8 protein-coding genes are annotated in these 16,912 nt (G+C 41.1%); all 8 read left to right on the top strand.

Annotated features, from left to right (window positions below; genetic code table 11):
- The first annotated feature begins 13 nt into the window (after positions 1–13).
- Positions 14–1,807, top strand: coding sequence for a RagB/SusD family nutrient uptake outer membrane protein (locus VS868_RS02280; protein ID WP_345599053.1), 1,794 nt, complete (start codon positions 14–16; stop codon positions 1,805–1,807).
- A gap of 30 nt (positions 1,808–1,837) precedes the next feature.
- Complete coding sequence (locus VS868_RS02275) at positions 1,838–3,391, top strand: DUF5123 domain-containing protein (protein WP_345599052.1); 1,554 nt, start codon at positions 1,838–1,840, stop codon at positions 3,389–3,391.
- 199 nt (positions 3,392–3,590) lie between these two features.
- On the top strand, positions 3,591–8,663 hold the full coding sequence (locus tag VS868_RS02270) for a pectinesterase family protein (RefSeq protein ID WP_345599051.1): 5,073 nt from the start codon (positions 3,591–3,593) through the stop codon (positions 8,661–8,663).
- Positions 8,660–10,510: a right-handed parallel beta-helix repeat-containing protein gene (locus VS868_RS02265; protein WP_345599050.1), complete on the top strand. Its 1,851-nt coding sequence runs from the start codon at positions 8,660–8,662 to the stop codon at positions 10,508–10,510. Before VS868_RS02270 ends, VS868_RS02265 begins: the two co-directional genes overlap by 4 nt.
- A 204-nt stretch (positions 10,511–10,714) precedes the next feature.
- Entirely contained in the window at positions 10,715–12,970 is a 2,256-nt protein-coding gene (locus VS868_RS02260) for a pectinesterase family protein (protein WP_345599049.1), read from the top strand.
- A gap of 13 nt (positions 12,971–12,983) precedes the next feature.
- Positions 12,984–14,207: a glycoside hydrolase family 88 protein gene (locus VS868_RS02255; protein WP_345599048.1), complete on the top strand. Its 1,224-nt coding sequence runs from the start codon at positions 12,984–12,986 to the stop codon at positions 14,205–14,207.
- Between the two features lie 17 nt (positions 14,208–14,224).
- Entirely contained in the window at positions 14,225–15,229 is a 1,005-nt protein-coding gene (locus tag VS868_RS02250; RefSeq protein WP_345599047.1) for a DUF4861 family protein, read from the top strand.
- 1 nt (position 15,230) lies between these two features.
- Positions 15,231–16,871, top strand: coding sequence for a glycoside hydrolase 43 family protein (locus VS868_RS02245; RefSeq protein ID WP_345599046.1), 1,641 nt, complete (start codon positions 15,231–15,233; stop codon positions 16,869–16,871).
- The last annotated feature ends 41 nt before the right edge of the window (positions 16,872–16,912 follow it).

Below are 16,912 nucleotides of genomic sequence, written 5' to 3'. Positions count from 1 at the left end.
AAATTAGTTGATAATGAAAAATTTATTTAAAATCCTTTCGGTATTGATTCTAATGATCCTGGTTGTTTCTTGTGAGGAAGATTTTCTAGATGAAGATTTCCTGGATGCACCCGCGAATTCAACTCTTGACAAATCGACAATTTTTTCAACGGTTGATTTAGCGAAGGGAGCTGTGGATGGCATTCTTGAACCCATGGGACAAACAAACTCCTACAGGGGAAGATGGATTCCTTACTATGGCTTTAATACGGATGTGGAGTATAATTACAGTTCTGGCAATGAAGGTTCGGATGCCGACCTGTTGTACTATGATGCCAAGCCAAGTAATTCAAGAATGAATACAGACAATAATGCCTGGGCTATGATGTACCAGGGGATTGAAAGGGCAAACATAGCTATAGAGAACCTTCGTCTCTACGGAAACCCGGAACCTGGCAACGCATTTGGTCAACTTTTAGGGGCGGCATTAACATATAGAGCCATTTATTATGCAGACCTTATGAAGACCTGGGGCGATGTTCCTGCTCGTTTTGAGCCAATTTCTTCAGAGACCTTATACTTACCAAAGACAAGTCGTGATACCATATACAAGAAACTCATTGCAGATCTTGGAGAAGCAGCTACTTTAGTTGCCTGGCCCAATGAAAATGCCACAACCTCTTCGGTAGAGCGTATCAATAAGGCATTTGTAAAAGGGTTTAGGGCCCGTCTTGCTTTGGTAGCTTCCGGGTATCAACAATATCCAGATGGGGTAAGAAGAAGCAATGACCCAGACCTCTCTGTGGAGAAAATGTATCGCCTGGCTCTTGAAGAAGCCCGTTCTGTTATAAACAGTGGAAGGGCACACCTGGAACCCTCTTTTGAAGGTTTCTGGAGGAAATACAATATGGAAAATATCAATGCAGGTGGAGAATCTCTTTGGGAAATACCTTTCGCCGATGGTCGTGGCAGGGTGTTATTTTCATTTGCCGTGCCTCACAAAACTGTAGACCAGTTTACCAAACAACCTCGGGGTGGGAATGCCGGACCTACTCCAACAATATATTATGATTTTGATGAAGACGATACTCGAAGAGATGTTTCAGCCGTACCCTTTGAGTGGGGTGCTGCAGTAGACAGTATTGCTAAACAAGAACTCACGGGTATAAACAGGTGGTACTTCGGAAAGTATCGATATGAATGGATGGATCGTAAAGTAACTTCTACAAATGATGATGGAGTAAACTTTATTTATATGCGATATGCTGAAGTTCTTCTAACTGCAGCCGAAGCAGCAAATGAACTGGAAGGGCCAGGAGCCGCAGCGCCATATCTTAAAGAGATTCGACGCAGGGCATTTCCTTCCGAAGTACATGCAGAAAAAGTAGATGCCTATGTCGATGGCCTTGGTTCTAAAGAAGCAATGTTCAATGCTATTGTTGAAGAATACAAGTATGAATTTACAGGGGAAATGGATCGTAAAATGGACCTTATCCGTTGGAACCTTTTAGGTGAAAAGCTTGATGAAGAAAGACAGGAGTTAGAAAATCTTGCCAACAGGACTGGTGATTACGTAAATGTACCAACCACCCTGTATTTCAAATACAAAGAAGACGGTATAACTCTGGATATTTATGGGTTAAACAGAGGTGAGACGGGTAACCCGGGGCCAGAATATACTTCCTATTCATGGAACCAGCCCCTCGATGAAATAATCAACTCGTTGTACAAGCCGGGAGTTGATCCAGATAACAGACAATTTTGGCCCATATGGCAGGTTTTTATTGATGCAAGTAATGGTCTATTGGTGAACGATTACGGGTACTAGAACCCAATAAACAGAATCAATTTATAAATTATGAAAGTAAAAGATATCTTTAAAAAATTACTGGTCTTTATCTTCATTGCAGCTACTGTAACAGGCTGTGATTACGATAAAGAACTCATTGAGGAACTTCCTGTAAACAGGGAATTTGCTCCGGTAAATTTAAGAACCTTTGTTAGAAATCAATTAAACGTAGAATTAAACTGGACCCACAACGAAGATGCTAACAGTTATATAGTAGAGTTTTCTAATGATTCATTACAATTCAACAATATTGTCAAAACAATTGAGGTGAACCCAAATGAACTACCGGTTCTGGTACCTTTAGAAAGTGAAACTTTATATTCTGTTAGGGTAAAAGCAATAAGTGAGAGGGGCCTCGATGATTCCTCCTGGGCTACTACCACGGTACGAACTTTAACCGAACAAATTTTTATAGTAGTTCAACCCGGAGATATTGTGGCTAAAGAGGCTACATTAAGATGGACTCCGGGAAGTGAGGTTACCGAAATTAAACTCAGCCCCGGGGATATCACCCATACCATTACAGCAGAGGAAATGAATCAGGGGGTGGCCACGATTACAGGCCTTACCTCAGAAACAGAATATACTGCAACTTTATTCAATGGAGAGAAAATAAGAGGGATTAGAGAATTTACCACAGGAATTGACATTGGGGATGGAATATTGGTTACTCCTGAAGACGATCTTTTGCAAATGATCGCCGATGCAGAAGAAGGTGCCATTCTTGTTCTGGAACCGGGAGATTATACCGAGCAAACAGGTACCATAACTTTGGATAAATCTCTTACCATAAGAGGCTTGAGAAGCTTCGATAAGCCTTTGTTGACTTTGAATTTTGAAATCGTGGGAGGTGCTACAGATGTTGCCTTAATAGATCTTGATTTAAATGGTGGTGAAGGTGCAGCATTACTATCAGATGCAATAAGATATACAGGTGCCGGAAATTTCAATTCCTTATTTATTAGTGGAAGTAATATACATGATTATGGCCGCTCGTTTATTGCTGGAAATGAAACTGGTGCGATTTTACAAACACTTACTGTGGAAAACAGTATTGTTTACAACATTTTAACTGCAGGTGGGGATTTTATAGATTTTAGAAGTTCAGATGTTCTGAATGTCCACATTGATGCAAGTACTTTTTATAACGTTGCCCCAGACCGTGATTTTATTAGGATGGATGCCAGTGGAACGTCTAATGAAACTGGTTTAACTGCCAATATCCTTATTGAAAACACCACCATTTACGCCAGTTCTAATAAAGATAGTAGCAGGTTGTTATATGTCCGGTTTGTATCGAATGACGTAACCGTAAGAAATACGTTAATCGTAAATACTGCATCCGAAGGTTATGCCGATAGATCTGGTATTGACGAGTCTCCAAGCTTTAGTAACAATAATTACTTCAATGCTCCAGGATTTTATGATACCTCGCAATATATTTTCGATGATAGTAACTATATGACACTTGATCCAGGTTTTGTTGATCCGTCAACAGGAGATTTTACTATCACAAATCAAACATTAATAGATAATAACGTGGGTGACCCCCGTTGGAGATAAGATGGTAGGTTAGTTTAGATGCGAAAAAGGGGGTGCGTTGTAATGACGCAAACCCTTTTTTACACTTTACTGAGATAAGAGTATTTCAAAAGGATAATCCTTAAACATAAAAAGAAGAGCTACGCGCTTTTAAATTTAAAAGCAGTTAAGAATCCTGACATAGGATAGGATGTATTTTTAATTTTAAATCTTGTAAAGAATGATTAAACAATTACACTTCATATCCCTCTTTCTCTTAATAGGGATTTTTACTGGGTACTCCCAGGAGCAAAATATAGTCACCTATGATTTTACCGATGGGACTATAATAAGTGCTAAACAAAGCCCTGATGGTAAACTAACCCTGGGAGGAGATTACTCATTTCACTCAGAGACCTATGGGCTCAATCTCAAAATTGATCAGGAAATAAATGTTTCTGTAGAGGGGAGCGCTACCATACGCTTCATAGGTTCTAAACATTCAGGCCTTAACATGGTAGGTACAGATGTGTCTACAGGAGCATCTTTGGGTGAAGTACCAACAAAGGTAGTCAATGACCTTGAGGATACCTATGAATTTACCTATACTGGGCCTGCTACAACTTTAAATTTTAAGACTGTTGCCGGAACAGGTAATGATACCTACCTTCCCGGGTTAGAGGTGGTTACTGAGCAGGCTGTATCAATCCCCTCTGAGGGCCTTACCCAGGTTTGGGATTTTGGTGCATCACAACTTGATGAGTCTCAATATTCAAATATGTTAACTGAAGAGATCATCAATTCATGGTACGATGAATCTATTACGCCAGGAAGCTCAGATAATAAATTACCAGATTTTACTGTTGGTGATCTAAGCTTTACCGGAGGCGGTAGTGACCGATTACGAACTTCTAATACAAATCTGACCCGTTACGATGAAAATATTTCAGATTACGACGAATTTAAGGGAAGGATCTATATAAATTCATCAGGAGCCACAAACCGGTATTTCAGTATAGATCTTAATGAGGATGATGTTGTAACTATATGGACGCTTACTCAAGAAGGTAACGGAAATATCCATTTTGAATATATTTCAGATCCAACCTTGCAAAACGATATCGTAGCTGTTGGAGATGAACTTACTGAATTAAGCTTTACTGCAAAAGCTGCAGGGACCTACCGTATCTATGATGATACAGATAAGCCTAGCTACTTTAGAATAGCGCGTAAAATTGTTACCTATGCTGCACTTAGTGGGAATGTAGATCTAACTGATGCTGCAGGAATTCCCAATAACTACATCATAAATTTCACTAACGAGTCAGGAAAAACCTGGAGTGCTGAAGTTGATGGGGGATCTTATCAGGTAGATTTACCTGTAGGTTTTGAATATAGCATTTCCCTGGAAGGAGCAGAAGGATATGAAATTACTAACGGTACAACTTTAAGTGTCGATGAAAGTACTTCCACTTACAACATTACTGTAGAGGAAATTGGCAGTGGTACATCCAATGGTCTACCAGATGTTTGGGATTTTGGGGCAGCACAACTTGACGAGTCTCAGTACAATAATAAATTAACTGAAGATATTATCAATTCGTGGTATGATGAGTCCATTCCTCCGGGAACTGCAGGCAATGTCTTCCCGGATTTTACTGAAGGTGATTTGAGCTGGGTAGGCGGCGGAAACGACAGGTTACGTACTTCTAATACCAACCTTACCCGATATGATGAAAATGTTTCATCTGAGGAATTTACGGGAAGAGTTTATATTAATTCGAGAGGAGCGCGCGACAGGTACATGAGCCTTGAGCTTAGTGAAGATGATGAAGTGACACTTTGGGTTCTTGGTCAGGATGGAGTTGGTCAACTTCATTTTGAATATGTTGCAGATCCAGACCTACAGGACGATGTTGTAAGTGTGGGCGGTGAACCCATGGAGGTAAACTTTGTTGCAAAAGCCAGCGGAACCTACAATATCTATGACGCGGCCGATAAACCAAGCTATTTTAGAATTATAAGAACTCCGGCTATTTACGCCAGCCTCAATGGGAATGTAGATCTTTCATCCGCATCAGGGATTCCTGTTGATTATTCTATAACTTTTACAAATAGCGCTGGAAAAAAATGGAATGTCATACCAGCAGATGGAACTTACCAGGTAAAATTACCGGTAGGTTATGAATATAATCTATCTCTCGAAGGAGCCAATGGTTATATTATTTCCAATGGTAGCAGCCTGGAGGTAACTGAAAGCACTACATCTTACGACATAACTATCCAAAAAGTAGAGCTTTTTACTGTTTCTGGATCGGTGATTGGTCTGGGAGAAAATATCTCAGATCTGGCTCTTACTTTTACTCCAGATCCAGATGCCAATAGTATTTATGTTCCTCAGCCTATGCTTGATGTTGATGCTGAAGCCTATTCTGTACAGTTGCAACCAAATATTGAATATACTATAGAGGCAGATGGAGTGAACGATTTTCACATCCCCGATAATACCGTTCAAATTACTGGAGCAACAACTACAGATGTTGTTTTTAAACCAAAACCATTACAGAATGTAACAATCGAAACTAATGGATTAACTGAGGCTCAAAAAGGGGATTTAACGTTAACCTTTACAAATATTAATGAACCAGATTACTTATATACTTTCTCAGATATAAATTCTGTAGCTCTAAGAGACGGGGTTTATGAGGTAAATGTATCTGGTTTGGAAGCATATCCACTAGAACTTTCCCTTACTTCTTATTTGACTGTGGATGGAGAAGCAGTAACCAAAACGCTTGACTTTGAAAGTGTTTCAAATTGGACTTTTGACGATACAAATATTACTGTTGAAACAGAATATTATAAGGGTCTAATTTTTACAGGAAATATTAAAAATGAGCAGGCCAAAGGCCATTTGTCTGCAGGAAGCGAAGGCACAATTTCGGTTCCCATGCAGCCCGGACAGAAAATGGTGGTTACTTTTTATTATGCTGCCGACTTTACCATTGACGGCGGTGATGCAATAACCACCAGCAGTGGCAGTACTTCACAAATGGAGTATGTTACCTATACTTATCCGGGTACCGAAGCAGGAATGGCTGAGATCACATTTAATGCTACTTCCTATATTACCAATATTGAGGTAATAGATGTGGTGGCTTATTCTGAAGTAATTACAGTAGGAAAAGATAAAGATTATCAAACCATAAATGCTGCTCTCGTTGCAATTTCAAGGATGGCCAGGCCTAATGATGAACGTGTAACGGTTCTTATAGATTCAGGAAATTACGAGGAAATGGTAGTAATTAAGGAAGATAATATTACTCTAAAGAACGCCGCATCCATTCCAAGTATTGAATTGACAAATGAAGGTGTAGGTATTGCAGATAACGCCGTTCGTATCACCTCCTATTATGGTTATGGTTACAACTATTATAGCCAGGGAACTGATAATAAATGGAGCGAAGATGCGCTGGAGGTTAATAAAGCCAATGGAAGTCAACCATACAATAACGTTTCAGGAACTACTAATGGTTCTTACTGGAATGCTACTTTAGTGGTTGCAGCAGACGGTTTTATTGCTGAAGATCTAATTATAGAAAATTCCTTCAACCAGTATATCTCTCAAAAAGAATCTGAAGACGTAGTGGTAATGGTTAGCGGTAACAGAGGTGAACGTCCTACCGATTATGGCAATACCAGCGTGCAGGATCGAAGCTTTGTTGAACGTGCCGCGGCAATAGGGATTGCGAGTGGCTCAGACAAGATCATTCTTGACAAATGTCGAATCGTGGGAAGACAGGATTCCTTCTACGGAGGGTCTGATTCCAGGGTGGTGATCTATAAAGGAGCTATGATGGGTGCTGTAGATTACATTTTTGGCGGAATGACCGCTGTTTTCTACAAATCTGACCTGGTTCTTAATACAAGTGATGTAAGTAGTGATGCTGCTTATATTACTGCTGCGCAACAAGACGGAGGAAGAGGGTTCCTTATGTACGAAACCAATATTATTTCAACAATACCAGGTGTAAATACAGCTTCAAATCAGGGTTCCAAACCTGGCTTTTTTGGAAGGCCATGGCAGGCACACACCAGCGAAGTTGTTTTCTATAATACCAATATTGCCGTTTCTACTTATCCAGGTTTTGAAGGAAAGTCTTTGATCGAACCAGAAGGCTGGAAAAGCTCCCTTGGAGGTGAATCTGAAAAAATGTACGAATACGGAACAGTCGAAGCTTCCGGAGAAAATCACATGGACGATCGTGTGTCGTGGTCTACAGTACTCGATTCCCCAGTGCTTAATGATGACACCGAGATCAAACCTTTTAATTTCACTAAAGGGAATGATGGCTGGGACCCGTTACCAAACCTAATAGCGACTGATGATTCTGATAATGATGGGATACTTGATGTGGATGACAATTGCGTATTCACACCAAATGCCGACCAGGCCGATTCTGATGGTGACGGGATTGGAGATGTATGTGATGATAGTGACGGCGACGGACTTGTAGATAGTGAGGATAGCTGTCCTAATTCTACTGAAGGAGCGATCGTTGATGTTTTTGGATGTGAAGTCTTCAATTTGCCATCAGATAATTTCAACATAGCTGTGCATGATGTGAGCTGTAATGGAAACGGAGACGGGTTTGTATCCATCACTGCCAAAGATCGAAATTATACCTATAATGTTTCATTATCTGGTGCAGGTACAGGTTCTGCTACACTTTCATCTTCTAACAACTTTTCAGCAAAGATTGAAAATTTAGCTGCGGGTAGTTATGATATCTGTATGACTGTTGATGGACAGGATGGGTATGAGCAGTGTTTTAAAATAACAGTAGAAGGACCAACTCCTTTAGAAGCTTATTCTTCGGTAGATTATGCGGCTAATACCGTGACCTTATCATTAGATGGGGCCAATCTTTACACAATTGAACATAACGGGAATATCACGACCACATCACAATCTCATGTAACCTTAGATCTTAAGCCAGGCACGAATAAACTTGCTGTCTACACAGATTCTGGCTGTCAGGGAATATTTTATGATGAGGTATTAATGTCTGAAGAGGTTGTACTGTTTCCAAACCCAACCCGGGGAGATCTTAAGGTCTATATCAATGGGTTAGATCCCAATATACATGTTTCCCTGCTTGACCTTAATGGAAAGGAATACTTCTCAGGAAGAATGGGAATTCCTGTAGATAGATTGCTTCCACTCAACCTTACCAACTACAGGGAAGGTGTGTATTTCCTTCAATTGAAATCCGCCACGGTAAGTCAAACTATTAAAGTGATTAAATTATGAAAAACATAAAAAATATATCCTGTATAAAAATGTTCTTCATTATTCTGCTGGGCACTATAACAGTTTCCTGTTCAGAAGATGATGATGCCGAAATAATTTCTGCTACACCTCCCGGAAAGGCCGAACTGGTTATGCCGCAAAATAATACAGAATGTGAAGTAGGAGACGTTATTGCGAATATGGCCGAAGTAGCTTTTGAATGGAATGAAGCTATTGATGCAGAAAGGTATGATCTTTTAATTACCAATCTGGTAACGCAGGAAGTAACACAGCGACCTAACCTTACCTCGACCTCACTTGTAGTTAGACTCGAAAGAGGTTATCCATATTCATGGAGTGTGGTGGCAAAAAATGCGGGAGAAGAGACTACCAGTTCAGATCCTCATAAATTTTATGTTGCGGGTGAGGCAGGATCTAATAATGCACCTTTTCCGGCTACATTAGTTTCACCTGCTTCCGGGGTAACGGTATCTCCTGTTGATGGTAAGGTTACTTTAACCTGGGAAGCTGCTTCCGCAGATATTGATGGAGATCCTCTTACCTATACATTATTTGCTGATGAGGTTGATGGCAACCAGGAACCATCTGAAGAATGGAAAGGACTTACAGTTTCTACCATAGATGTTGAAGTAGAACCCAATACTGTCTACTACTGGCGTATTGAAACCAGAGATGGAAAGAATAGCGCTTTAAGTAACACCTACTCATTCCGTACCGGAGATAATACTTCCTCAATAGATGGTAAAGTGGTTTCTACATCACAGGAAATTCTGGATGCAATTTCAGTGGCCATTCCCGGTGAAAATATATACATCCGTGGAGGTGATTATACCTTCGATGCTACCATAGAAATAAACACCAGTGGTAGTGCGGGTAATATGATCTCCTTGTTGGCTCATCCCGGTGATGACACCAGGCCAAAATTTGATTTTTCTTCAATGGCTGAAAATTCTTCTAATAGAGGTATAGAGTTGAAGGCAAGTTACTGGCACATCAAAGGCATTGATGTTACTAAGGCAGGAGACAATGGAATGCAGATAACAGGAAGCAACAATCTTGTTGAGTTCTGTACTTTTTCTGAATGTGCAGATACAGGGCTTCAGTTGAACAGTGGTGCTGCGAACAATACTATACTTAATTGTGACTCTTTCTTCAATGCAGATTCTACACTAGAAAATGCTGACGGATTTGCCAGCAAATTAGATGTAGGTACCGGTAATAAATTCGTGGGATGTAGGGCGTGGCAAAACCTTGATGATGGTTGGGACGGTTATTTAAGAAATGCAGATAATGTCACTACTATTCATGAAGATTGCTGGTCAATCCAAAATGGATATCTCAAAGATGGTTCTGTAAGCGGTGGTGACGGAAACGGCTTTAAAACGGGTGGTAGTGATAACAAAGATTTGAAGCATAATGCGATTTACATAAGGTCTATTGCTGTAGGAAATAGGTATGATGGCTTTGACCACAACAGTAATAGAGGAGAGGTGACACTTTACAATTGCTCTGCTTATGATAACGGAACCAATTATGGTTTTGGCAGTACAAATCCACTTGAAAAGTTAACAATTAAGAATAGTAATGTTCTTGGGGAAGTTGGCAGCATCAATGCGACTACTCTAGATGTGACCAATAACAGTTGGATGGAGGGAGTTGAATCTTCTGTAAATGATTTTGTGAGTATAGATTATTCTGAATTAACAGGTCCCAGGAAGCCTGACGGTAGCCTCCCCGACGTTAGTTTTTTCCATTTAGAATCAGACAGCGATTTGATTGACGCAGGAGTGGATGTAGGCTTACCTTACAATGGTGCTGCACCAGATCTTGGAGCTTTTGAATTCTAAATAATTCCAATGATTAGAAAAAAGAATATTTATTTAAAAACAGAAATTTAGAAATCTACTCTACTAGGCACTATTAACCGGGTTTTTATAATCCGGTTGATTTTGCCTAATTAAATTTATAGTAGAAGGAGTCTTGAAGACGGAACGAAGGCCTTTAAGATCCAATATTATTAGAAAACTTTTGAAGAGAAAAAAATAAAAAATATGCGGAATTGCCTGAAGAAAATAAAATTTTTAATTGCAGCTATACTGGTAGGCTTGCCCTTACAGGCACAGCAACTGGCTTTTCCTTCAGCCGAGGGTTTTGGAAGGTATGCAACCGGTGGCCGGGGCGGCATTGTTTACACCGTTACAAACCTAAATGATGATGGAGAAGGAAGTCTTAGAAAAGGCATTTTAAAGGATGGTCCCCGTACTATTGTTTTCGCAGTTTCAGGCACTATAGAACTCGAAAGGCCATTAGATATCAACAAAGGCAATCTTACCATTGCCGGGCAGACTGCGCCGGGAGATGGCATTACCATTAAGGGCTATCCTGTGGCAGTAAAGGATGATAATGTGATCATTAGATACATGCGCTTCAGGATGGGCGACATCAAAGGCATTGCCGATGATTCCTTTAAAGGACGGGGTGTCAAAAATGTCATTTTAGACCACTGTTCCGTAAGCTGGGCCACAGATGAAAATGCCTCTTTCTACCAGAATAAGAACTTTACAATGCAGTGGTGTATCATTTCTGAAGCGCTTAACAGTTCTGTGCATTCCAAAGGAGATCATGGCTACGGCGGAATTTGGGGTGGCGAAAATGTCTCTTTTCATCATAATTTAATTGCCAGTAACCACAGCAGAAACCCCCGTTTCAGTGGCTCAAAAACTACTGAAAATCTAGAGGGGGAATTTGTGGACTTCAGAAATAATGTGATCTACAACTGGGAAGATAACAGCATTTACGGCGGTGAAAACGGCCGTTATAATATTGTAAATAACTATTTCAAACCGGGTCCGGCTACCGAAGATGAGGAGAGGATCGTAGAGCCGTATGATCCCTACGGAAAGTTCTATGTAAATGGAAATTATGTTGAAGGTTCAGAAAAGGTGACAGAGAACAACTGGAATGGCGGAGTGCAGGGAGATGATCCTGAAGCAGCACGTGTCAATGATCCTTTTGATTATAACAATAATGTTGACACCCAAAACGCACGTACAGCCTTTGACCTGGTGATGAAAAAGGCAGGTGCCAGTTTAAAAAGAGATGCGGTTGATATCAGGATTATCAACGAAACCAGAAGCGGAAAAGCCACCTACGGCAACGGAATCATTGACTCACAGGAACAGGTGGGCGGCTGGCCAAAATTAAGAAGTGGAACAGCACCCAAAGATTCCGATGAAGATGGAATGCCCGATGCCTGGGAAAAAGCCAAGGGTATTGACGCTACTAAAGAAAATGCCAATGGGCATGATCTCGATAACGACTATACAAACCTCGAAATTTATTTAAATGAACTTGTTGATAAAGAAACCGAAACTGCAGCCGTTAATTCCGCTACTTATGATTTTATAGTTTCAGCCGATGATTCCGGGGATTTTAAGACTGTGCAGCAAGCAATAAATGCGGTGCCCGATTTTAGAAAAGCACGGACAAGAATTTTTATTAAATCAGGGATTTATAAAGAGAAGTTAGTACTTCCTGCTTCAAAAACTAACGTCACTTTTATAGGAGAAGACAAAGTTTCCACCATACTTACTTATGATGATTTTGCGCAAAAGCTTAATGTTTTTGGAGAGGAAGTAGGAACTACCGGTTCCACTTCCTTCTTTGTCTTTGGAGATGGTTTTCACGCTACCAAAATCACCTTTAAAAACAGCGCCGGACCTATAGGACAGGCTGTGGCAGTAAGAGTGGATGCTGATAAAGCCATTTTTGACAACTGTAAATTTTTAGGTTTTCAGGATACACTTTATCCGCACGGCAGGAACAGTAGGCAATACTACCGCGACTGCTATATTGAAGGTACGACAGATTTCATTTTTGGGTGGTCTACCGCAGTGTTTGAGAATTGCGAGATCTACTCCAAAGAAGGCGGCCATTACATCACTGCGGCTTCAACTGAAAAGGGTGCGAAGTATGGTTTTGTTTTTCTGAATTGCACGCTCACCGGTGATGCACCAAAAGGAACTGTTTACCTGGGACGGCCCTGGAGACCTTTTGCTCAGACAGTTTTTATAAACACAAAGATGGGTGAGCATATTAAAAAAGAAGGCTGGCATAACTGGAATAAGCCACATGCCGAAGAAACGGTTCTTTATGCAGAATACAACAATTCAGGTCCGGGATGGGCACCTTCAGAAAGAGTGGAGTGGGCGGTACTACTTACCTCAGAATTATCAAAAAAATACACTGTAGAACACATTTTTGGAGGGACAGACGCCTGGAACCCTTCAGAAGTTTTGAATTTTTAAATTCCATAGAAAAATGATCAAATCCCTAAAATCGAGCATTTATTTACTCCTTCTGTTTATTGCATTCACCTCTTGTAAGGGAACTGAAGAAGAAACTGCCGCTACAGAAGCAACCCCAGTAAAAGAGGAACATAAATATTCCACCTGGATGGCCGATTCAGAAATTAAGAGAAATCCTGAAGGCTGGACACTTGATTTCAATGAAAAGCCAAAATGGGAATACACTCACGGGCTTATCATGACTTCAATGGAAAAGCTTTATAAGGTTACTGGCGACGAAAAGTATCTCAATTATATCAAGAATTTTGCTGAATTTATGGTGAATGAGGAGGGCGAGATCAAAACCTACAAACAGTCAGATTATAATATTGACCGGGTACAGGGAGGCAGGTTCCTTATTGGTCTTTATAAAGAAACAGGTGACGAGAAATATCACAAAGCTGTGGAAATGTTGAGGGAGCAGATGAGAGAACACCCACGTACTTCTGAAGGTGGCTTCTGGCACAAAAAGATCTATCCTTATCAAATGTGGCTGGATGGCCTTTACATGGGTTCTCCATTTCTTGCCCGCTACGCTGCGGAGTTTAATGAGCCGGAATTATTTGATGATGTCGCCAACCAGTTTGCACTGGTAAACAAATACCATTACAGTGAAGATTCTGGACTTTTCCACCATGCCTGGGATGAAAGTAAAGAACAACGCTGGGCAGATCCTGAAACCGGGCTTTCCTCAAATTACTGGGGAAGAAGTATAGGCTGGTTTGCTATGGCTGTAGTTGATGTACTTGATTTTCTTCCGCAGGACCATCCCAAAAGAGATGAAATTGTGGATATCGCTCAAAAACTGGCCGAAGGTATCGTTCGTTATCAGGATGAAACCGGGGTTTGGTATCAGGTAGTAGATCAGGGGGAAAGGGAAGGAAATTACCTGGAAGCTTCAGCATCCAGTATGTTCGCCTATTTCCTGCTTAAAGGAGTGGACGAGGGATATCTTGACCCCAAGTTCCGTGAAGCAGGAGTTAAAGCCTATGAAGGAATTCTGGAGCAGTTCATTGAAGAAAATGAAGACGGTACCATCAGCCTTACAGATGTCAACGGGGTTGCAGGTCTCGGGGGCGATCCCTACCGCGATGGTTCTTACGAATACTACATCAATGAAATCATTAGAGACAACGATCCAAAAGGAGTGGGGCCATTTATTCTTGCCTCACTTCAATATGAAGACCTTGAACAATAATCATGAAGAATACTAATATGAAGTCACTAACAAAATATTTAATCCTTTCACTCATTATTGCAGCAACAGCCTGCAAAAACAAGGATGACAAGAAGCAGCGTTTAATCCCTGAAGACACCAAAACTTCTCAGCCTCAAACTTATGCCGAGATCTCGGTGAAAAAGGACGGACAATGGGAAGGTCGAGAATACAGGGGCGGCACTTTCGAAAATGTGCAGGAACTTACCCTTCCCCCGGAACATACAGATCACTCTTACTACATTAGGTATGAAGGTCCGGGCTGGGAGAATGCACAAGTGGGATATAGATTATATCTGGACTGGAGAAACGCTATAGATATCTTCGGAAAGAAAACTGACACTATGGTGCTGCCACAAGTGGGCCAGGACGGTTTCGATTCTTACCACGAAGAAGCTGCCTGGGGGATGGATATCCTAAAAGCCGGGAAATCTCTGGGAATTGGGAGCTACGGCCGCTTTATGAATGATACTGTAGCACACTTCAGAAACGTAGGTAACACTCATGCGCAGGTTTCTAATACTGAAGGTTCTTCAGAAGTTAAGATCGAATATTCAGATTGGGCAACCGGAACAGATACGGTGGATCTTACTACCACCCTCACTATTTTTCCTGAAGGAAGATATACAAAAGCAACTTTAGATCTTTCTGAACCTCTGGAAGGCTTAACTACAGGAATCGTAAAATTTGAAAATATTGAACTGCTTCAGAAGCAAGGTGAAGGAGGAGAGTGGACATACATCGCTACCTATGGAAACCAGACGTTTGTGAATGATCAGGATAAACTGGGGATGGCGCTATTCTATAAGAAAGCTGATGTAAAAGAAGTCAAAGAAGGTCCGCATGATCACCTCGTAATCTTCAATGAAACCGCAGAACCTGTAACTTATTATTTCCTTGCAGCCTGGGAGCAGGAACCGAATGGAATCACCACAAAAGAAGGATTTTTAGCTGAAATTGATGAGCATTTAAACAATCTTGAGGAATCCGGACAATTAGAATAACATGAAAAGACTTAAAAATTTAGCAGCAGTTTTGGTTCTTTTAGTTTTTGGAGGGATAACTATGAATGCTCAAAACAGCGAAAATTTTAAGTCAGATGTATGGGCAGCCGATCAGGGAGATGGAACATATATAAATCCCATTTTACATGCAGATTATTCCGATCCCGATGTGGTGAGAGTGGGCGATGATTTCTACATGACCTCGTCTTCGTTTAATTCTGCACCGGCTTTACCAATATTGCATTCCAAAGATCTGGTGAACTGGCAGCTTATAAATCATGCTTTACCAAGGCAGGTGCCCGACGAACATTTCAGCTCCCCCCAGCATGGAAATGGTGTGTGGGCGCCGGCTTTTCGATATCATGAAGGGGAATATTACATCTACTGGGGAGATCCCGACTTCGGCATTTACATGGTTAAAACCAAAGATCCTGCGGGGGAATGGGAAGAACCTGTTCTTGTGGAAGCAGGTAAAGGGCTTATTGATCCTGCACCACTTTGGGACGAAGAAGGAAAAGCCTATTTATCTCATGCCTTTGCGGGCAGCCGTGCCGGAATAAAAAGTATTCTCGTGGTCAAACCACTGAATTGGGAAGGAACAAAAACTACCGGCGCCGGAAAGATCGTTTTTGATGGGCATGAAGATCATCCTACAGTTGAAGGAACCAAGTTTTACAAAAAAGACGACTATTACTACATTTTTGCACCTGCCGGAGGAGTTTCCACAGGCTGGCAGTTGATTCTGCGGTCTAAAAACCCTTACGGTCCTTACGAGGAGCATGTTTCTTTGGCTCAGGGAAATACCGATATCAATGGGCCTCACCAGGGAGCATGGATCGAGCTGGAGAACGGCGAGGACTGGTTTATCCATTTTCAGGATAAAGAGGCTTACGGGCGTATAGTCCACCTACAGCCTATGACGTGGAAGGATGGCTGGCCTACAATGGGAGTAGATAAAGACGGAGACGGTACAGGAGAACCTGTAATGTCTTTCAGGAAACCCAATGTGGGTAAGATTTATCCTATTCAAACTCCCAAAGATTCAGATGAATTTACCGGAAATGACATTGGGCTTCAATGGCAGTGGCAGGCAAATCCTAACGCGACCTGGGCCTTTGCCAATCCTGCAAAAGATCAGTTGCGCCTTTATACGCAATTACTTCCTGAGGCTGCGAAAAACCTGTGGGATTCCCCGGGCCTGTTGTTGCAAAAATTTCCGGCTGAAGAATTTACTACCACTACCAAACTAACCTTTAATCCAAATAAGAACCTTGAAAATGAAAAAGCAGGGCTAATCGTGATGGGAAGATCTTATGCCTATGTGGCTTTGGAAAGTAGAAAAGACGGAATCTATGTTGTTTATGCTGAAGCTGAAAAGGCCGATGAAGGTAATCTAGAGCAAAAGGAACAGCTAAAAAAGCTTTCTGCCAAAACGGCCTTTCTGAGAGTTGAAGTGGATAAAAAGGCGCAGTGTACTTTCAGTTATAGTGAAGACGGAAAAAAATACATTGAGATAGATGAAGATTTCTCCGCAAGAGAAGGAAAATGGGTAGGTGCGAAAATCGGCATTTTTGCCACCAAAAAGCAGAAAACCAATGATTCCGGTTATGCCGATTTCGATTGGTTCAGGTTTTCAAAATAAGCTTCAGTATACCCCCCAAAAAGGGTATTTTGACAATGAAT

The organism is Salinimicrobium sp. 3283s (genome assembly GCF_039602225.1).
GTDB classification, from domain to species: Bacteria; Bacteroidota; Bacteroidia; order Flavobacteriales; family Flavobacteriaceae; genus Salinimicrobium; species Salinimicrobium profundisediminis.
This window is presented reverse-complemented; position numbering and strand designations above follow the sequence as displayed.